This window comes from Ensifer sp. GW821-FHT05G01 (genome assembly GCF_059419585.1).
On sequence record NZ_JBWKSC010000001.1, the window covers coordinates 274,072 to 292,503 of the forward strand.

Here is an 18,432-nt window from a genome sequence, read left to right on the forward strand (position 1 = left end):
TCGCGCTTTTCCTGGAAGTGCTTCAGACGCCGGTCGAGCCGAAGCCACCGGCGCCGCGTGTCGTCTCGCTGGCGCTGTCGGCCTCGCGCACGCTCACCTGGGTCACCGGCGCAATCACCATCTGCGCGATGCGCATGCCGCGCTCGATGACGAAATCCGCGTCACCGAGATTGACGAGCAGCACCTTCACTTCGCCGCGATAATCGCTGTCGATCGTGCCCGGCGTGTTGAGGCAAGTGATGCCGTTCTTGAAGGCGAGGCCCGAGCGCGGTCGGATCTGCGCTTCATAGCCGGCCGGGATCTCGAAGATGAAGCCGGTCGGAACCAGCGCTCGCTGTCCCGGTGCAAGTGTCATCGGCTCGTTTGCGCTAACTGCGGCGCGCAAATCCATGCCGGCAGCACCCTCGGTCTCATAGGTCGGCAGGTCCAACGCCTCGGCATGCGGCAGGCGAATGAGGGTCAGGGCGGGTTTTGTCTGGGGCGTGTGCATGGTCATTGATCCATAAGCCGGGCGCTCGCAGCACCGGTCAATTGCATAATGAGGGCCGAGCCTGTAAAGACGCCGCAACTCACAGGATTCTACGATATGGCCGAAAGTCTCGCCGAGGCGGTATCCCGCCGCCGCACATTTGCGATCATCGCCCACCCCGACGCGGGTAAGACCACCCTCACCGAAAAGCTGTTGCTGTTCGGCGGCGCCATTCAGCTCGCCGGCGAAGTCAAGGCCAAGAAGGATCGCATCCAGACCCGTTCGGACTGGATGAAGATCGAGCGCGAGCGCGGCATCTCGGTCGTCACCTCGGTGATGACCTTCGAATATGGCGGCAATGTCTTCAACATCCTCGACACGCCCGGTCACGAAGACTTCGCCGATGACACCTATCGCACGCTGACGGCGGTCGATGCCGCGGTCATGGTCATCGACGCCGCCAAGGGTATCGAGCCGCGGACGCTGAAGCTGTTCGAAGTCTGCCGCATGCGCGACATCCCGATCATCACCTTCGTCAACAAGATGGACCGCGAGAGCCGCGACCCCTTCGAGATCCTCGATGAGGTCGAAGAAAAGCTGGCGCTCGACTGTGCGCCGGTGACCTGGCCGATCGGTCGCTCCAAGACCTTTTGCGGTTCCTACCACCTTGCCGACAACACCGTGCGCGGCGCCGATACGCAGGAAGTGCTGACCCGGGTCAACGGTCCCGAGATGGTCGCCCACCGCCTGCCGGAAAACGAACGCGAGGCCTTCATCGAAGAGACGTCGCTGGCGATCGAGGCCTGCAAGCCGTTCGACAAGAAGGCCTTCCTCGAAGGCCATCTGACGCCGGTGTTCTTCGGCTCGGCGCTCCGCAACTACGGTGTGCGCGACCTGATCAATGCGCTTGGCGAGATCGCCCCGCCGCCGCGCGACCAGGTCGCCGATACGCGTACCGTACATGCGACCGACGACAAGATGACCGCCTTCGTCTTCAAGATCCAGGCGAACATGGACCCGAACCACCGCGACCGCATCGCCTTTGCCCGTGTCTGCTCCGGCAAGCTCGAGCGTGGCATGAAGGCGCGTCTGGCGCGCACCGGCAAGCAGCTGGGCCTGAGCGCCCCGCAGTTCTTCTTCGCTTCGCAGCGCCAGCTGGCCGATACGGCCTATGCCGGCGACGTTGTCGGCATTCCGAACCACGGCACCTTGCGCATCGGCGATACGCTGACGGAAGGTGAACATCTGGTCTTCCAGGGCGTGCCGAACTTCTCGCCGGAAATTCTGCGCCGCGTGCGGCTCGAAGATGCGATGAAGGCGAAGAAGCTGAAGGAAGCGCTGCAGCAGATGGCCGAAGAGGGCGTCGTTCAGCTGTTCTCGCCGGAAGACGGCTCGCCGGCGATCGTCGGCGTCGTGGGCGCGCTGCAGCTCGACGTTCTGAAGGAGCGCCTGCAGGGAGAATACGGCCTGCCGGTGTCGTTCGAAATGTCGCGCTTCTCCGTCTGCCGCTGGATCTCGTCCGACCAGCCCGCCGAACTCGACAAGTTCGTCACCGCGCGCCGCGGCGATATCGCCCGCGACCTCGACGGCGACCCGGTGTTCCTGGCGCAGGACAGCTTCTCGCTGCGTTACGAGGCCGAGCGCTATCCGGCGATCAAGATGGTCGCGATCAAGGAGTACCACGTCGCCAAGGCGGCGTGATCGACAGCGATATCAGCCGGCGGCATCCGCCGGCTGCCCCCCCCAGCCGTTCAGGGAGTGGCCCCTCGAGGGTCGACATGCGCAGAGCCAGCACCAGCTGTGTCACCCGGTGGGTGACGAAGGCATAGATCGCCAACAGCAGGATCTGCAGCGCCAGATGCCGACGCACCTTCGACAGCCTGTGCAGGCCATCCGCCAGATTGAGCAGAAACAGGACGACGCCGATGGTGGAGACGATGTAACCCGCCACGGCGGTGTTTGGCAGCCCCTTGATATCGAGGCTGCGACCGTTCTCGACCGCATGCATGCCGGCGGCGATCACCAGCGTCGCGACCACCAGGTTGCGCACGTGGTGAAAGATCTCCTCGAGCCCGCCATTGTCGAACAGCATCCGCCGCGCCAGGCTGAATTTCGAACGCATGCCTTCTGTCATCGTCGCCTCTTGTTGAGTGCATAAACCTTCAGACCAGCCTTGATCCAAGGGCGTAACCCTGTGGCATATCCGGTGAGCGGCGGTGTCGCGCCCGATGTCTACGCGCACGCTGCCTCTTGCCGCGATGGTATGTCCGCCTGGCCCTGCGTCAAAGACTTTCGCTGCGCGCTGCCTGCCCGCGGGACGCAAGGGCAAAGCGCGGTGCGCTTCGGCTGAGCTGCGCCGACGTCGGGCGAATGTGCCAGGTGGCGCCGATGGCTTCCTCGAGGGCTGCGACAAGCTCGGCCATATCCTCAGCCGCGGTGTCATGCAGCGCTTCTGCGACGATGAGGGCTGACGTGGTCTGCGGACGGATCGCCGAATGGCCGCTTTGCCGGTTGGTCCACCGGCGCGCATGGGCGCATCTCGCCGCGTCGCGAAAGATCACTTCATCCGGTTCAGGGTGTTCCGTCTCGCCGGAGAAGGTGGCGTAGACCTCGTCCCCTTTCGCACGGGTCACTTCGAGATCGCCGACGATGCGCGAAAGATCGAAGACGGCGATGGGAATGGCAAAGGCCAGCGACACGGCGTTGCAAAGGTCGATCAGCGGATGGATCGACGGCAGGTCGCCCTCTTTCCGGAACCGGCGCAGCAGGGCTTCCGATGCGCAGCGATACTGCGTCGGCTTCAAGCCCATCCTGGAAAATGTCCGGCGCCAGGCCTGAATTTCCGCGAGTTCGCCTTCCGCACGCGTTGCAAGGACGGTCCTGGCGATCGCTTGAAACCGTGCGACGGCGTCGGCGACCGAAACGTCGCTGCTGATACCTTCGACATGGAGCGCACCCGCCGCAAGCTCGGGAAAATCGCGCCAGATGCTGTCTGAATGCTGGAAATGCATGGAATGCCTCGAAAGAAGGGGATGAGAATGGCGTCAGATCTGGGCCTGACCTGCAGTCTTGGACCGGAGATGCGGCATGGCAAGGCTGAGGACGGCGACAAGCACGCAGCCGATGCCGGCGAGCTGGTTGATACTGACGGGTTCGCCGAGAAGAACGAAGGCCAGCAAGACGGCGGAGACGGGCGCGAGAGCGGTAAAGACCGAGGCTTCCGTTCCGCTGACCCTGGCGGAACCCGCGTACCAGAGGATGAAGCCGGCGACCGTGGGCACCAGGGCATAATAGAGCACGGCCGCCAGAGATTGCTCCGCGACGCCCTGCATCGAAGGAACCTCGAAGAGAGCGGGGACGATCGCCACGCCGACGCCCATGCCGGCCATGATGGTTGAAAGGGCGAGAGGCGCGATCGGCGTTCGGATACGCTTGTTGATCAGGATGAACAGCCCTTCGCAAACCACCGCGCCAAAGACGAGCGTGATGCCGAGGGCAGAATGGGATGTGCCTTCGCCGGGCCGAAGCACGATCGTCAGAACGCCCGCTGCCGCCAACCCGATCGCGATCAGGGTCGACCGGCTGGGGCGTTCGCCGAGAAGCAGGATGGCGATGGCAGCGGAGACGACCGGAAGCGTGCCGATGACGACGCCGGCATCCGTCGCCGAACTGTAGCGCAATCCGGCAATCAGAAGCGTCGTATAGCCGACGCTGCCGGCGCCTGCCTGCAGGAGGAGGATCAGCCACTCGCGCCGTTCAAGCTTTGGCCAGGGCGTCCGTGTCAGGTGCATCAGGGCGAGGAACAGCGGAAAGGCGACAGCAAAGCGTAAGGCCGTGGCAACAAAGGGCGGCAGGCCGGAAGCGATCAGCTTGCTGGCGATCACCGTGCTGCCGACCATGATCATCGCCAGCGAAAGATAGAGATATCCTTGAAATTTTTCCGACATGCGGCCACTCCTGCGTTGGTGCGCAAGAGACCTCATCCAGGTCTTTCGGTCTTGAACGGAATTGCAGGCGGCAATGCCGTTTGTGCGGAAATGTTCGGCGGGCCTGCATCAATGACCCGCACGAAAACGAGAGTTCAAGGCACGGCCTTGGCTCAGTGGAAGGAACCGGCGTAGGCGCCGGGCGAGATGCCGTATTTGCGCACGAAGATCCGTGTCATGTGGCTCTGGTCGGCAAAGCCGCCTTCCGCCGCGGCCTCGGCCAGCGGCATGCCGCCGGCGATCAGCCGCCGCGTCAGATCGATCCGGCGCTGCACGAGATAGGCATGCGGCGTCAACCCGAAGCTTTTCGAAAATCCGCGCACCACCTGAAACCGGCTGAGGCCCGCTGCCTGTGCAAGATCGGTCAGGGTGACCGGGACGGCCGGATCGTCGTCGATCAGGCTCTGCGCCCTGGCGACCGCCGACGGCACGTGCCCGACATGGCTTTGCCCGTCCCGCTCGTGCATCACGTCGGCCAGCAGCAAAAGTGTGCACTCCTCGTCGAGCATCTCGCCTCGATCGCCACCGGGCGCGGTGATCGCGCTGAAGAGGGTCTGAAAGTGTCTCGACGTCCGCACATCATGGAAGGCGGGGGCGGTGAACTCCGCAATCCGCGTCCGGCCCTGGCTGATGTCCTCCATCGCGTTGCCGATCACGGCAGGGTCGAAATAGAGCATCCGCCACGACCGACCGGCATCGCCGATCGGCATGCCGTCATGGACCTCGCCGGGGTTGACCGTGATCATGTCGCCCGCACCCGCTTCGACCACGCCGCGGCCGCTTAGCGATTTCTGGGCGCCCTGGTGGATGAGGCCGATGCCGAACTGCTCATGGGTGTGGCGTGCAAACACGTGCCCCGACGAGGCAGCGACGGCCTCGACGCCGGCAATGCGGCAACGGAGTATCGTGAACCTGCCTTTTGTCATCGCCTCGCCTGTTCGGGCACCGGCGGCCCGTCGGATGTTTCTGTCTTTCTCTTACAACGGCCGCGGCTTTCCGGCCATGGGGATCGGCCAAAACTGCCGGCCGGATCTGCCGGGCGGCGCGACGAAAGGCACCGGCCGGGGCTGATGCTTTCGCCCTTGCGGCGTTGCAATCGGCGTCCGCATGGCTAAATTCCGCCGTCGAAAGACGATGACGACCGGAGAATTGCCGAATGCTGGACCTGCGCCTTCACTTCCTCGAGGCCGATGGATCGCTTGCACCCTGGCGCGAGACGATTCTCGACGACGTGCGGACGACGGCTGAGCGTGTCGGCGGCAGCGTTTCAGCATCCGACAGGTCCGCACCCGTCGATGTCCTCGTCGAGCGCCGGCCGGGGGACACGATTCCGGAGCTTGGTTTGTCGGGCGCCTGCTACCGCCGTGGGCTCGTCACGGTCACGCTGGATCCGGATAACCCCAACTTCGAGACCAGCCTCGTAAGAGGCGAATTCCGAAAGACACTTACACACGAACTTCACCATTCCTTCCGCCACGCGACTTGCGGCTATGGTCTCAGGCTGGGAGAGGTGCTCGTCACCGAAGGCCTGGCCGACGCCTTCGACGCGGAAATCAACGGTGGCGACGGCAATCCGTGGAACCACGCTATTCCCGCGCAAGACTGGTTGGGGCTTATCGAGCGGGCCGAACTGGAGCTGTGGGCTGACGGCTACAACCACGGCGCCTGGTTCTTCGGCTGGAGCGGACAAGATAACCCGCTGCCGCGCTGGGCCGGCTACTCGATCGGCTACCATCTCGTGAAGACCTACCTGGCCGCCAATCCTCAAGCGCGGCCATCGCAGATGACGGCGACCCCGGCGCCGGAAGTGATCGGCCGGGCGTGGGCGCATCTGAAGGCCAGGTTAGCGACCGCCTGACGCCGATTAGTCCCGGTCGTGACCGGGCAACGTGCCGACGCTGTGGATCCAGGGCAGGGCGGAAGAACGCCAGATCTGTGATTTGGGAGCAAGGTCGCGGCGCTGATTGATCGTGCCGAGGCGAATGCCGACCTCTTCGGCGTCCTCATCCGTGCCGGTGGTGTAGACCGGCGAACCGCAGTTCGGGCAGAAGAACTGCAGGCGTTTGCGGCCGTTTTCCGCGGTCTTGACGTAAAGCTTCGGCTCGCCACCGGTGAGCCGGAAATTTTCGCGCGCTGTCCCCGCACTCACGCGGTAGGCCGTTCCCGTCAGCTGCTGGCAATCGGTGCAGTGGCAGATCGCGACATCGTCCGGATCGATGTCCGCCTCATAGGTCACGAAGCCGCAATGGCATTGTCCGTCAATCCGCATGGCACAGCCTCCCTGAAAGGCCATAACCTAGGACGGAGACGCGCGTCCGTCCATCGTGCTTGCGCCGGAGGCGATCGGCCTAGAGCGCTTCATCTTTAAACGGAAGCATTCTGCCGGAAGGAATTTCGGCCAGAACCAAGTCGGATGGTGAAGAACGCAGCAGAAGCTGCGGTCGAGACGGACGCCGCCGGTAATGGCCGAAATTCATCCGGCCCTTCGGGTTGGCTGAAAACGGCCGTCCACTGTGTCGGATGACTTGACCGATGGGTCCGCATCGCTCTGCGCCATCCTTCGTGTGGAACGGCCGTTTTGAGCCAACAGAATCGCTTCCGTTTAAAGATGAAACGCTCTAAACGCCGGTAAACAGCCACTCGTGTTCGCGGGCGTTGTGGAATTTCCACACCCGCTTCGGCCCGGCCATGACGTTGAGATAGTAGACGTCGTAACCGTGTACGGCGGCAACCGGGTGATATCCCCGCGGTACCAGCGTCACGTCGCCGTCTTCCACCGCCATGGTCTCGTCCAACGAGCGGTCGTCGGTATAGACGCGCTGCATGGCAAAACCCTGCGGCGGGTTCAGGCGGTGGTAGTAGGTCTCTTCCAGATAGCTCTCGGCCGGCAGATCGTCCTGATCGTGCTTGTGCGGCGGGTAGGAGGAGGTGTGTCCGCCCGGCGTGATCACTTCGACCACCAGCAGCGACTGGGCCGAACTGTCGTCCTCGGGCATGATGTTGGTGACATAGCGGGTGTTGGTGCCCTTGCCGCGCGTCATCTGCGGGTGCGTGCCCGGCCTGATCACCTTGGCCTTGAAACCGTCGCCGCCGGGGGCCGAGCAGATCGCGAGATCGAGATTGGTCGTCGCCGCCACCTGCCAGCGGCTGCCCTTCGGCACGTAGACGGCATAGGGTTGCCCCTCGAACGGCGTCATGCGCTGGCCAAGCTCGCCGAAATCTTCGCCGTCGACGGAGACCTTTGCCTTGCCGGAAACCAGTACGAGGCAGATCTCCTTGTCGCCGGCCTCGCCGTCAGCCGTCTCGCTCGGCTTCAGCCGGTTGAGCGCGAAGCCGACATAGGTCCAGCCGGCGCTTTCCGGCGTGACGTTCTGCATCAGGCCGGAGTTGGCCTTCGGTTTGACGAGCAGCTTGGACATGTGACGGTCTCCTGATTCATTTTATCGAGCGCGCCGAGTCTTTGGCTTGCCCCTCACCCTAACCCTCTCCCCGCAGGCGGGAGAGGGGACTTTCGCGCTTACCGTTTCTCTTCTCCCATATCGCGGGAAACCTGGACGGTGCGGCATACCCCTTCTCCCCACGTGCGGGGAGAAGGTGGCGGCAGCCGTATGAGGGGCGGCTACGCCCGGTCCAAGCCCGCTTCCTTGGCAAAAGCCTTCAGCGACTTCAGTCCGAGCGACTGATACTCGAAGGGATTGCGCACGGCCGAATCTTGCTCGGCCTCGATCACCAGCCAGCCATCATAATTGTGTTCGGCGGCGATTTTCAGAACGGGCAGGAAATCGACGCCGCCTTCGCTGTCGCCGGGAACGGTAAAGACGCCACGGCGCACGCCCTCAAGGAAGGAGAGGCCTTCGCCTTCGACGATCTTGCGCACGGCGGTGCGGACGTTCTTGCAATGGATGTGGCGAACGCGGTGCATGTACTTCTTCGCGACCTCGGCCGGATCTGAACCGCCGAACCAGGCATGGCCGGTGTCGAGCAGGAGCTTGGTCGCCGGACCGGTGTTCTGCATCAGGAGGTCGATTTCCTCGCCGGTCTGGACGATCGTGCCCATGTGGTGGTGATAGACGAGATCGATGCCCTGGTCGGCGCAATACTCAGCGATCGCCTCGAGGTCGGCGCCGAATTTCTTCCACTGGTCGGCCGGCAGTACCGGCTTGTCGCCCACGACCGACTTCGTGTCGTCGCCATGGATGGCATTCGAGGTCTCGCAGACGATCGCTACCTTGCAGCCGTTGTGCTTCAGGAGATCGAGATGCGGCTGGATAGCCTTCTTCTCCGTTTCGACGTCGTGGGTGAGCAGGTTGGTCGAGTGCCAGCCGGAAACGAAGACCAGGTCGTAGGAGGCAAGTTTCGCCTTCAGCGCTTCCGGGTCGGAAGGCATCTTGTGGCCCTTCTCGATGCCGTCGAAGCCGATCTTCTGGCAATCGGACAGGCAATCCTCAAGCGTCAGATGCGCGCCGATCGAATGGTCGTCGTCGTTGCTCCAGGCGATCGGGTTGGTTCCGTAGCGGATCATGTCTTTCACTTTCTGATGCCATCCGCAACCATGCGGACAATGGACGTGGAAAAGCGCCTGCGATGGGGTCGCAGGCGCCGGATTGTTTGTTCTCAGCCGAAGCGTTGGGAGGCGAGCGCCTTCTCGTAACCCTTGCGGGCCTCGTTGACCTGGGCGCGGTCCGAAACCTCGGGGACCGCGACATCCCACCAGTGGCCGCCTTCGTCGGTGGTAACAAGCGGGTCGGTGTCGATGACGATGACGGTGGTGCGGGCTTCGCCGGCCGTTTCCTTCAGAGCCGATTCCAGCTCCGAGATCGAGCCGACCTTGCGCGTCAGCGCACCCATCGCGCCGGCATGGGCGGCGAAATCGATCTGCGGCAGTTCGACATGGTGCGTATCGGCGAGCAGGTTGTTGAAGTTGGCGCCGCCGGTTGCCATCTGCAGCCGGTTGATGCAGCCGTAGCCGGCATTATCGAGCAGCACGATGGTGATCTTGGCGCCGAGCATGATCGACGAGGCGATCTCGGAGTTCAGCATCATGTAGCTGCCGTCACCGACCATGACGATGACGTCGCTATCCGGCCGGGCGAGCTTGGCGCCGAGGCCGCCGGCGACTTCATAACCCATGGTCGAGAAGCCGTATTCCATGTGGTAACCCCCAGGCGTTTCCGCCTGCCAGAGCTTGTGCAGCTCGCCGGGCAGACCGCCCGCCGCGCAGACAAGCACGGTGTCCGCGCCACCGCGGGCGCGCTGGACGGCGCCGATCACCTGTGCATCCGACGGCAGCGTCGCATTGGTGGTCGCCGTCGCCTTGTCGGCGGCTTTCAGCCACTCGGTCTTTCCGGCCCTGGCCTTGTCGGTCCAGGCGGCGTCGACCTTGTGGTTGCCGAGCCCGGCGGAAATTCGCTCGAGGCCGATGCGTGCGTCGGCCACCAGCGGCAGCCCCTCATGCTTGGCGGCATCGAACGGCTGGACATTGAGGCCGACAATCTTCAGGCCCTCGTTCTTGAACAGCGCCCAGGAACCGGTGGTGAAATCCTGCAGCCGTGAGCCGACGGCGAGCACGACGTCGGCAGCCTCCGCCAGCTGGTTGGAGGCCGACGTGCCGGTCACGCCGACGGAGCCCATGTTGAGCGGGTGGCTGTGCGGCAGCGAGGACTTGCCGGCCTGGGTCTCGACGACGGGAATGCCGTGTTTTTCCGCAAAAGCGGCCAGCGCCTTGCTGGCTTCCGAATAGAGCACGCCGCCGCCGGCGATGATCACCGGGTGTTTCGCCGCCTTCAGCGCCGCAATCGCCGCTGCCAGTTCGTCGGCATCGGGCTCGATGCGGCGGGAAGACCAGACCTTCTCGTCGAAGAAGGCTTCCGGATAGTCATAGGCTTCCGCCTGCACGTCCTGGCAGAGCGAAAGCGTGACCGGCCCGCAATCGGCCGGGTCCGTCAGCACCTGCATGGCGCGGCGCAACGCCGGGATGATCTGCTCGGGCCGGGTGATGCGGTCGAAATAGCGCGAGACCGGACGGAAGCAGTCATTGGCCGAGATCGTGCCGTCGGCAAAACCTTCCACCTGCTGCAACACCGGATCGGGCCGGCGATTGGCGAAGACATCGCCGGGCAGGAACAGGACCGGCAGGCGGTTGACATGGGCAAGCGCCGCCGAGGTCACCATGTTGAGCGCGCCGGGGCCGATCGAGGTGGTGCAGGCCATGAAGCGGCGACGGAAGCTCGCCTTGGCAAAGGCGATCGCCGCATTGGCCATGCCCTGTTCGTTCTGGGCGCGGTAGGTCGGCAGCGTGTCCTTGATGCCGTGCAACGCCTCGCCGACGCCGGCGACATTGCCGTGGCCGAAGATGGCGAAGACGCCGCCGAAGATCGGCACCTTATTGCCGTCGATGACGGTCATCTGGCGGGTCAGGAACCGCGCCACGGCCTGTGCCATGGTCAGGCGCACGGTCTTCTGGCTCATACTCTGTTTCCTCCTCGTGGCGAAATCATCCCGTTTCGCCCACTGTATCGTTGCCTGGACTGGGGCCGGTACGAGAACCAGCCCCGATCCTATGCCGCCTTTGTTTCACCCAGCTGCAGCCAGAGATCGACCAGCGCCTTGAATTTTCCCGCCATGTCGGCGATCGCCTGCTCGTCGGTCATCGTGCCGCCGAGCCAGGCCTTGCTGGCATCGGCAAAGATGGTGCGGCCGACAGCAAAACCCTTCACCGTCTTCGAGGTGCGGGCCGCTGCAAAGCCATCCTTCAGCGCCTCGTAGGGCGCTTCGAGGCCGAGCAGCACCACGCCGCGGCAGAGCGGGTCGCGCTGTTCGATCACCGCATCGATCGCGGCCCAGGCGCCACGGCTTGCCTGTGGCTCGAGCTTCCACCAGTCGGGCTTGAGGCCGGCATCGTAGAGTTCTTTGAGCGCGCGCGGAATGGTCTGGTCGTCGAGCTTGCCGTGTTTGCCGGCGATGATCTCGATCAGGATTTCGCGGCCGACCTTGCGTGCCGCCTCGAAGGCGGAGCGCAGCTTGGCAACCTGCGTCGCCTTCATCTCGGCCGGATCGTCCGGGTGGTAGAAGGACAACACCTTGATGCAGTGGTCGACCGGCCAGTCGATCAGGCGGCTGCCGAGATCCTGGCTGAATTCGAACTGCAGCGGCCGCGAGCCCGGAAGCTCGATCGGTTTGCCGATCCAGAAATCGCGGTGGGCGCCGGCGGCATAAAGCGCGTCGCGGCCGTATTTGTCGTCGATCAGCATGCCGAAGCCGGAGCGCCCGGCGGCAACTTGCGCGGCAGCCTTGACCGCCAGAACCTTGAAGGCGGGGATGCGGGCAAGCAATTCCGGATTGCCGGCGGCTGCGTCTTCCAGCTGGCTGCGATGGTCGATCGCCAGCGCCATCAACAGCGGAATCTCGCGGCGGCGGGTCGTCGCCCAGTGAACGTGGTTGATCGCCTCGTCCTTGCGCAGCGCCCGTTCCGTGCTGCCCTTCTCCAGGAAGAATTGCAGTTCGGTCCAGGTCGGGATCTCCGGCGCGCAGAGCAGGCGGGAAACGGCAAAGGCGCCGCAGGCATTCGCCCAGGTGGCCGAGGTCGCGTGCGGTTCGTTCTTAAGCCAGCCGCGCAGGAAGCCGGACATGAAGGCGTCGCCGGCGCCGAGCACGTTGTAGACCTCGATCGGGAAGCCTTTGCCAATGATGCCGTCTTCAAGATCGTCGGAGATCGGACCGTCATAAACGATGCAGCCCATCGGACCGCGCTTGAGCACGATCGTCGCCTTGGACAGCGAACGGATGGTCTTCAGCGCCTGCAGCAGGTCGCTTTCGCCCGATGCGATCAGCACCTCTTCCTCGGTGCCGACAATCAGGTCGCAATCGGCAAGAACTGTCTTCAGATGTGCCGAGACGCGGTCAGAGGCGATGTACCGGCTTTCGCCGGCGTCATGGCCGGCAAGGCCCCAGAGGTTCGGGCGGTAATCGATGTCGAAGACGATCTTCGCGCCGGTTTCCTTGGCGATACGCATCGCCTTGCGCTGCGCCGCATCGGTATTGGGCTTTGAAAAATGGGTGCCAGAAACGAGGATCGCCCGTGCCGAGCGGATGAACTCTTCGGAAACGTCGTCTTCGCACAGCGCATTATCGGCGCAGTTGTCGCGGTAGAACAGCAGCGGGAAGGACTTGTCGTTCTCGACGGCGAGGATCGCAAGCGCCGTCAGGCGCTCCGGATCTGTGACGATGCCGCGGGTCTCGACGCCTTCGCGCGTCAGCTGCTCCCGGATGAAGCGACCCATCTGTTCGTCGCCGACGCGGGTCAGAAGCGCAGACTTCAGCCCGAGGCGCGCCGTGCCGACGGAGATGTTGCAGGGGCAGCCGCCGACCGATTTGGCAAAGCTCGAAACGTCCTCGAGCCGGGTGCCGATCTGCTGACCGTAAAGGTCGACCGAGGCCCGGCCTATGGTGATGAGGTCGAGCGGCTTTGCTCCCTGTGACGAAACGTTCTGGCTCACTGCTTCCTCCCCGCGGACGCCTTTGCGGCCCCGACCATTCTCGTTCTGTGGGTGATGCAGGTATGAAACATAAATTCCGGCGTTTCGTCAATATAGAATTTTCATTCTATCCGTTCTATTCCGTCCTCGCCTCTTCCTGCAGGCGGTGGCGCTTCTCGGCGATGGCCACCGTCAGCGCCATGGCGAAGGCCATGCTGGCGGACAGCGAGCGGAAACCGGCATGGTCGGCCTCGACCAGCTCGAACCAGACTTTCGAGGATTCGGCGAGCGGCGAGAATGCAGAATCGGTCAGCGACACGACCGGCACCTTGCGCTCGGCGAGCAGCCGCGCCTGGGCGGCGCTTTCGGAGGCATAAGGGGAAAAGCTGACGGCAAATGCCGCATCGTTCTTGCCGGCCATCGCCAGCATGTCGTCGTCGATGCCGGCGGCCGTGCCGACCAGCTGGTACTTCACCTTCAGCTTGCCGAAGGCATAGGCCATGTAGCTGGAGATCGGATAGGAGCGGCGCTTGGCGATCAGGTAGACCGTCTCGGCCTTGGCGAGGATATCGACCGCGCGCTCGAAGGCTTCCGGGTCGACGGAGGTCGCGATGTTGTCGAGCGAGCGGTGGGCGGCGGCGACGAACCCGTTGAAGATCGAGCCGCTCTCGAGCTTGCTGTGCTCGTTTTCGCTGAGCGCCTTCAGCCGGTCTTCGTAGCCGGGCGTGCGCTCGCGCAACCGGGCACGGAAGATCTGCTGCAGGCTGGAGAAGCCTTCGAAGCCGAAGTGCTGGGCGAAGCGCACCAGGGTCGACGGCTGGACGTCGGCCGAGGTAGCGATGCTCGCGGCCGTGCCGAAGGCGATCTCGTCGGGATTGTCGAGCGAATAGGCGGCCACCTGCTTCAATCGTTTCGGCAGCTGCGCCTTTCGCTCCAGAATGACCGTCTTCAGCGCCTCGAAATCCTGCGGGACCTCCGTCGTCGTTTCAGGCGTTGCCATTCTTGTCCGTCTCCAGTGTGACCCGAGTTGCGTTATGCCCTCACACTAATCGATTGGTGATCATTGGGATAGAACAGGCGTTCCATTTTTTGTCGCCTCTTCCATTTTGGCTTTCTCAGCCGATCTGCACCCATTCATTGGTCTTGGCAGACTGGTAGGTCGCCGACAGCACCTTCTGGACTTCGTATCCTTCGCGGAAATCGGTCGATGGCGATTTGCCCTTGGCGATCGCCTCCAGAAACTCGTTGACCTCGATCGCCTTCAGATCGTTGAAGCCGATCTGGTGGCCGGGGGCGACGCAGAAGGCGCCATAAGGCGGATGCTCTGGGCCGGCCCAGATGGTGCGGAAGCCGCGCGTGCGGATATCGTCGCCAGTCTTGTAGAGGCGGATCTCGTTCAGCCGTTCCTGGGTAAAGACGATGCTGCCCTTGGAGCCATAGATCTCGAAATCGTGCTGCATCTTGCGGCCGGTGGCGATCCAGTTTGCCTCGAAGCTGCCGGTCGCGCCGCTCTCGAAGCGCACGAAAGCGCGGGTGATGTCGTCGACCTCGACGGCGCGCATCTCGGTGGCACCGGCAGAGACCGGGCGCTCGGGGATCTGGATGATGGTTTCGGCCAGCACCGAGCGGATCGGCCCGACGAGGTGGCGCATGGAGGCGATGATGTGGCTGCCGATATCGGCAAGCGCGCCGCCGCCGCTGGCCGGGTTGAGCCGCCAGCCCCACGGCACGGAGGCATCCGCCATGAAGTCCTCGGCGTGCACGCCGCGCATCGAGCGGATCTCGCCGATCTCGCCGCTTTCGATGATGTCCTTGGCAAGGAAGATCAGCGGGTTCTTCAGGTAGTTGAAGCCGACCTGGGTGACGACGCCGGCCTTCTCGGCGGCTGCGACCATTTCGGCGCAATCGGCGACCGTCGGTGCCAGCGGCTTTTCGCAATAGACATGCTTGCCGTGGGCAATCGCCGCCAGTGCCATCTCCTTGTGCAGGAGGTTCGGCGTGGTGATGTCGATGATATCGATGTCGGGATCCGTCAGCAGCTCACGCCAGTCGGCCGTCGCCTTGCGGAAGCCGAGGCGTTGCCGGGCGTTCTCAGCGCTCTCGGTGGTCACATCGGCGACCGACACCAGGTCCAGTTCGAACGGCAGGTCGAACACCCGCGCGGCGATGGTGAAGCCGAGCGCATGCGCCTTGCCCATGAAGCCCGTGCCGATCAGGCCGACGCCCAGTTTTTTCTTGCTGCTCATGCCATTCCTCCGGGGCCAGCGACCTGTGTCGCGGTTCAGAATGAAATGAAATGTGCATGATTTGTCAATATGGAATATTTGTTCGAAAATGCGTTTGGACACGATCGAAGGCTATTGCCCCATGTTTCGATCAAAACGGCGCGACCCGTTCGCCTAAGATGCGCTCGTCAGCGCCCAGATGAATTTGTTAACGCATTTTTACCATGTTTCGTCGGAACATCCCCCATGGTTAACGAATCGCATCCGTATGAGCGGGCGAAACCGGAGTGATGTCAGCATGTGCCGCTGGGCAGCCTATCGCGGGGAGCCGCTCTATCTCGAGGAACTGGTGACTTCTCCGGCGCACTCGCTGATCGAGCAGTCCCATTGCGCCACACGGGCGAAAACGGCGACCAACGGCGACGGCTTTGGCGTCGCCTGGTATGGCGACCATCCGGAACCCGGGCGTTACCGCGACATCCTTCCCGCCTGGTCCGACTGCAATCTGAAAAGCATCGCCCGCCAGATCCGCTCGCCGCTGTTTCTGGCCCATGTGCGCGCCGCAACCGGCGGCGGCACGCGCCGCGACAACTGTCATCCTTTCGTCTTCGGTCGCTGGTCGTTCATGCACAACGGCCAGATCGGCGACTTCGAGCATCTGCGCCGGCCGATGGAGAGCATGCTCGACAACGACCTCTATTCGGCCCGCACCGGCACGACGGATTCGGAGTTGTTATTTCTGCTCGCCATGCAGTTCGGGCTCGATCACGATCCGCTCGGCGCGATCGCCGAGGCACTGGCCTTCATCGAGCAACTGGCGTCGCATCTGGAGCGGCAGGTGCTGGTGCGCTTTACCGCCGCCTTCTCCGACGGCCACGATCTCTACGCCGTGCGCTACGCCTCCGACTGGAAGGCGCCGACGCTCTATGCAGCCCCGATGGGGCCGAGCGGCGGCTACTGCCTCGTCTCCGAACCGCTCAACGACGATGACAGCGCCTGGGTCGAAATCCCCGATGGCACCGCCGTGATCGTGGGCGAAAACGGCGTCGATGTGCGGCTGTTTTCGACGCAGGGCACGCCGGTGCGGAAGTATCGCTCGGCCTGAGACATTATCCTGTCTGGCGGGTGAAGGCGTCCGCATGGTTCGCGACGCCATCGCTGCCCCTCATCCCGCTACCGCGACCTTCTCCCCGCCGGCGGGGAGAAGGGATATGCCGCACTCTCACCGAACCCATCAATCGACTGCGAACGCTCTGCCCGCGCAGGGCACGTCCCCTCGCCCCGCTGGCGGGGAGAGGGTTAGGGTGAGGGGGCTCTTTGTTGGAAAGGTGAGGGGCGCTGCCTGACAAAGGAACAACTGGATCAGCCCCGCTCTTTCCGCTCCAGCTCCGCCGCAATCAGCGCCGCCAGCTTCTCGGCGACCGCGTCCTTGTCCATGTCGGGCCAGTCGTCGTTGCCGGCAGCCGAGATCAGCTTCACCCGGTTGCGATCGCCACCCATGATGCCGGTTGCCGGCGAGACGTCGTTGGCGAGAATATAGTCGGCGCCCTTGCGCTCGAGCTTGGAGCGGCCATTGTCGGCGACGTTCTCCGTCTCGGCGGCAAATCCGACGACCAGCTTCGGCCTGTCGGCATGATGGCCGATCGTCTTGAGGATATCCGGGTTCTCTGTGAGTTCGAGCGGCGGCGGTGCTTCGCCGGGCTTCTTCTTGATCTTGTTGCCGGCGGCACTGGCCACCCGCCAGTCGGCAACGGCCGCCACCATCACCGCGATATCGGCGGGAAGGGCGGCAAGCACCGCATCGCGCATTTCCTCGGCGCGCTCCACATGGATCACCTTGACCCCCGACGGGTCGGGGATGGTCACCGGACCGGAGACCAGCGTCACGTCGGCGCCGAGCCTGGCAAGGGCGGCGGCAATGGCGTGGCCCTGCTTGCCCGAGGAACGGTTGGCGATGTAGCGCACCGGATCGATCGGCTCATGCGTCGGGCCTGATGTCACGATTGCCTTGCGTCCGGCAAGCGGCTTCGCGCCGCCCGAAAGCAGGGTCTCGACGGCAGCGACGATCGCCAGAGGCTCGCTCATCCGGCCTTCGCCGGCTTCGCCGCTTTCCGCCATTTCGCCGGCTTCCGGGCCGATGAAACGGATGCCGTCCGCGCCAAGCGTCGCGCGGTTGCGCCGGGTGGCCGGATGAGCCCACATCTTCGGGTTCATGGCCGGAGCAACCAGCACCGGACGATCGGTCGCCAGCAGAATAGTCGAAGCGAGGTCGTCGGCATGGCCGTTCGCCATCTTCGCTATCAGATCGGCGGTGGCGGGCGCGACGACGATAAGATCGCATTCCCGCGCCAGCCGAATATGGCCGACATCCTGCTCGTCCTCGCGCGAAAACAGGTCGACGTAGACGTGTGAGGCCGAGAGTGCGCCGGCGGCAAGCGGTGTGACGAACTGCTGCGCACCCGCCGTCATGACCGGACGGACGCTGGCGCCGCGCTCGCGCAGGCGGCGGATCAGATCCAGGCTCTTATAGGCCGCAATGCCGCCGGAGATGATCAGGAGAATGCGTTTGCCCGACAGTGTCATCGCGTCCCGGCCTTCCAGCCGCCTTCTTCACCGGCGCTTTGCGCCGGTCCAGCCATGTTGTTCGACAGCATCCTTCCAGCAGGTTTGCCGAAGAAGAATGTGGTTGGCGGCGACCCTACTTGAGCGTTTCATCGGGCGCAATGTGCCTGACGGAACGCCGCGATGGCAGTCGCCGCGGCAGGGCACGGCGAACGCACGGGCAAACCATCCGGCAATCGGTGCACGGTGCCAGTCGATCACGGGAGCCTGATGGCGCCGCGTGGCCAGACGGCTTCAAACGGCGAATATCCCTTGGTATCGCGCCGTCGAAGGCGCATAGTGCAGTCATCATCGACCGATCGAACGGGCGTCGATGGCTGAGAGATCGTAGCGCTTTCGCCCCAACAGGAGATCGCGTGATGTATCCCATCGACGGATTTCGCGGGCGACCGATCCTTCCCAGGGAATTCCCGATGGTTGCCGATGTTTTTCGGGATGCTGTCCAGGTGCGATACTCCGCGCTCGACCATGAAGAAGGCGAGGCAATCCTTGCCGGGCTCATGGACTTGCACCGGACCGTTATCAAGACTTGGTTGCCCTCCGTCCAATAGCTGCTGGCCTGCGGATCCGAGGTCCTCAATCGTCGAAGTGCCGCCCAACCGCCACTTCAGACCCGAGCGCGGCCAGCATCAGAGCACTTACAAAGCGACACGCAG

17 protein-coding genes are annotated in these 18,432 nt (G+C 63.8%); 4 read left to right on the forward strand and 13 right to left on the reverse strand.

From position 1 onward, the window contains the following. Positions 1-22 precede the first annotated feature (22 nt). Positions 23-490, reverse strand: a complete 468-nt coding sequence (gene dut, locus AC07UR_RS01390) for a dUTP diphosphatase (RefSeq protein WP_209787978.1) — start codon at positions 488-490, stop codon at positions 23-25. A gap of 96 nt (positions 491-586) precedes the next feature. On the opposite strand from dut, the gene AC07UR_RS01395 reads away from it, so the two are divergent. Continuing rightward, positions 587-2,170, forward strand: a complete 1,584-nt coding sequence (locus AC07UR_RS01395) for a peptide chain release factor 3 (protein ID WP_173418761.1) — start codon at positions 587-589, stop codon at positions 2,168-2,170. On the opposite strand, the gene AC07UR_RS01400 is transcribed toward AC07UR_RS01395, so the two are convergent. The 4 genes from AC07UR_RS01400 to AC07UR_RS01415 form a co-directional block, all read right to left on the reverse strand. Then, positions 2,139-2,603, reverse strand: a complete 465-nt coding sequence (locus AC07UR_RS01400; protein WP_234941618.1) for a hypothetical protein — start codon at positions 2,601-2,603, stop codon at positions 2,139-2,141. The genes AC07UR_RS01395 and AC07UR_RS01400 overlap by 32 nt on opposite strands. A 148-nt stretch (positions 2,604-2,751) precedes the next feature. Next, complete coding sequence (locus AC07UR_RS01405) at positions 2,752-3,480, reverse strand: B3/B4 domain-containing protein (protein ID WP_209787975.1); 729 nt, start codon at positions 3,478-3,480, stop codon at positions 2,752-2,754. A gap of 33 nt (positions 3,481-3,513) precedes the next feature. Beyond that, positions 3,514-4,416 carry a DMT family transporter gene (locus tag AC07UR_RS01410; protein WP_209787971.1) on the reverse strand — a complete coding sequence of 301 codons (903 nt, stop codon included), beginning with the start codon at positions 4,414-4,416 and terminating at the stop codon, positions 3,514-3,516. Between the two features lie 152 nt (positions 4,417-4,568). Then, a complete protein-coding gene (locus AC07UR_RS01415; RefSeq protein WP_209787967.1) occupies positions 4,569-5,381 on the reverse strand; it encodes an AraC family transcriptional regulator in 813 nt (270 codons plus the stop codon). A 230-nt stretch (positions 5,382-5,611) separates the two neighbouring features. Between AC07UR_RS01415 and AC07UR_RS01420 the strand changes: the two genes are divergently transcribed. After that, positions 5,612-6,313 (forward strand): DUF2268 domain-containing putative Zn-dependent protease, encoded by a 702-nt coding sequence (locus AC07UR_RS01420; RefSeq protein WP_209787964.1) that lies wholly within the window; start codon positions 5,612-5,614, stop codon positions 6,311-6,313. Between the two features lie 6 nt (positions 6,314-6,319). On the opposite strand, the gene AC07UR_RS01425 is transcribed toward AC07UR_RS01420, so the two are convergent. From AC07UR_RS01425 to AC07UR_RS01455, 7 genes are all read right to left on the reverse strand, one after another. Continuing rightward, the gene (locus AC07UR_RS01425; RefSeq protein WP_173418767.1) at positions 6,320-6,724 is read right to left on the reverse strand and encodes a GFA family protein; all 405 of its coding nucleotides are present in this window, start codon (positions 6,722-6,724) and stop codon (positions 6,320-6,322) included. 349 nt (positions 6,725-7,073) lie between these two features. Next, entirely contained in the window at positions 7,074-7,874 is an 801-nt protein-coding gene (gene iolB / locus AC07UR_RS01430; RefSeq protein ID WP_209787961.1) for a 5-deoxy-glucuronate isomerase, read from the reverse strand. Between the two features lie 200 nt (positions 7,875-8,074). Next, positions 8,075-8,977, reverse strand: coding sequence for a myo-inosose-2 dehydratase (gene iolE, locus AC07UR_RS01435; protein ID WP_209787958.1), 903 nt, complete (start codon positions 8,975-8,977; stop codon positions 8,075-8,077). A gap of 92 nt (positions 8,978-9,069) precedes the next feature. Further along, positions 9,070-10,923, reverse strand: a complete 1,854-nt coding sequence (gene iolD, locus AC07UR_RS01440) for a 3D-(3,5/4)-trihydroxycyclohexane-1,2-dione acylhydrolase (decyclizing) (RefSeq protein ID WP_173418770.1) — start codon at positions 10,921-10,923, stop codon at positions 9,070-9,072. A gap of 89 nt (positions 10,924-11,012) precedes the next feature. After that, a complete protein-coding gene (locus AC07UR_RS01445) occupies positions 11,013-12,950 on the reverse strand; it encodes a bifunctional 5-dehydro-2-deoxygluconokinase/5-dehydro-2-deoxyphosphogluconate aldolase (RefSeq protein ID WP_209787955.1) in 1,938 nt (645 codons plus the stop codon). A 115-nt stretch (positions 12,951-13,065) separates the two neighbouring features. Next, complete coding sequence (locus tag AC07UR_RS01450) at positions 13,066-13,929, reverse strand: MurR/RpiR family transcriptional regulator (RefSeq protein WP_173418772.1); 864 nt, start codon at positions 13,927-13,929, stop codon at positions 13,066-13,068. A 115-nt stretch (positions 13,930-14,044) separates the two neighbouring features. Further along, positions 14,045-15,175 carry a Gfo/Idh/MocA family protein gene (locus AC07UR_RS01455; RefSeq protein WP_209787952.1) on the reverse strand — a complete coding sequence of 377 codons (1,131 nt, stop codon included), beginning with the start codon at positions 15,173-15,175 and terminating at the stop codon, positions 14,045-14,047. A gap of 277 nt (positions 15,176-15,452) precedes the next feature. Here AC07UR_RS01455 and AC07UR_RS01460 point away from each other — a divergent pair, with 277 nt between their 5' ends. After that, positions 15,453-16,259 (forward strand): class II glutamine amidotransferase, encoded by an 807-nt coding sequence (locus tag AC07UR_RS01460; RefSeq protein WP_173418774.1) that lies wholly within the window; start codon positions 15,453-15,455, stop codon positions 16,257-16,259. Positions 16,260-16,516: 257 nt separating this feature from the next. On the opposite strand, the gene coaBC is transcribed toward AC07UR_RS01460, so the two are convergent. Further along, positions 16,517-17,737: a bifunctional phosphopantothenoylcysteine decarboxylase/phosphopantothenate--cysteine ligase CoaBC gene (gene coaBC, locus AC07UR_RS01465; RefSeq protein ID WP_209787949.1), complete on the reverse strand. Its 1,221-nt coding sequence runs from the start codon at positions 17,735-17,737 to the stop codon at positions 16,517-16,519. A gap of 398 nt (positions 17,738-18,135) precedes the next feature. Between coaBC and AC07UR_RS01470 the strand changes: the two genes are divergently transcribed. After that, the gene (locus tag AC07UR_RS01470; RefSeq protein ID WP_173418776.1) at positions 18,136-18,327 is read left to right on the forward strand and encodes a hypothetical protein; all 192 of its coding nucleotides are present in this window, start codon (positions 18,136-18,138) and stop codon (positions 18,325-18,327) included. The last annotated feature ends 105 nt before the right edge of the window (positions 18,328-18,432 follow it).

Bases quoted from the DNA above. Each gene is read 5' to 3' on its own strand.
- dut (WP_209787978.1), bottom strand. From the start codon at position 490: ATGCACACGCCCCAGACAAAACCCGCCCTGACCCTCATTCGCCTGCCG.
- AC07UR_RS01395 (WP_173418761.1), top strand. From the start codon at position 587: ATGGCCGAAAGTCTCGCCGAGGCGGTATCCCGCCGCCGCACATTTGCG.
- AC07UR_RS01400 (WP_234941618.1), bottom strand. From the start codon at position 2,603: ATGACAGAAGGCATGCGTTCGAAATTCAGCCTGGCGCGGCGGATGCTG.
- AC07UR_RS01405 (WP_209787975.1), bottom strand. From the start codon at position 3,480: ATGCATTTCCAGCATTCAGACAGCATCTGGCGCGATTTTCCCGAGCTT.
- AC07UR_RS01410 (WP_209787971.1), bottom strand. From the start codon at position 4,416: ATGTCGGAAAAATTTCAAGGATATCTCTATCTTTCGCTGGCGATGATC.
- AC07UR_RS01415 (WP_209787967.1), bottom strand. From the start codon at position 5,381: ATGACAAAAGGCAGGTTCACGATACTCCGTTGCCGCATTGCCGGCGTC.
- AC07UR_RS01420 (WP_209787964.1), top strand. From the start codon at position 5,612: ATGCTGGACCTGCGCCTTCACTTCCTCGAGGCCGATGGATCGCTTGCA.
- AC07UR_RS01425 (WP_173418767.1), bottom strand. From the start codon at position 6,724: ATGCGGATTGACGGACAATGCCATTGCGGCTTCGTGACCTATGAGGCG.
- iolB (WP_209787961.1), bottom strand. From the start codon at position 7,874: ATGTCCAAGCTGCTCGTCAAACCGAAGGCCAACTCCGGCCTGATGCAG.
- iolE (WP_209787958.1), bottom strand. From the start codon at position 8,977: ATGATCCGCTACGGAACCAACCCGATCGCCTGGAGCAACGACGACGAC.
- iolD (WP_173418770.1), bottom strand. From the start codon at position 10,923: ATGAGCCAGAAGACCGTGCGCCTGACCATGGCACAGGCCGTGGCGCGG.
- AC07UR_RS01450 (WP_173418772.1), bottom strand. From the start codon at position 13,929: ATGGCAACGCCTGAAACGACGACGGAGGTCCCGCAGGATTTCGAGGCG.
- AC07UR_RS01455 (WP_209787952.1), bottom strand. From the start codon at position 15,175: ATGAGCAGCAAGAAAAAACTGGGCGTCGGCCTGATCGGCACGGGCTTC.
- AC07UR_RS01460 (WP_173418774.1), top strand. From the start codon at position 15,453: ATGTGCCGCTGGGCAGCCTATCGCGGGGAGCCGCTCTATCTCGAGGAA.
- coaBC (WP_209787949.1), bottom strand. From the start codon at position 17,737: ATGACACTGTCGGGCAAACGCATTCTCCTGATCATCTCCGGCGGCATT.
- AC07UR_RS01470 (WP_173418776.1), top strand. From the start codon at position 18,136: ATGTATCCCATCGACGGATTTCGCGGGCGACCGATCCTTCCCAGGGAA.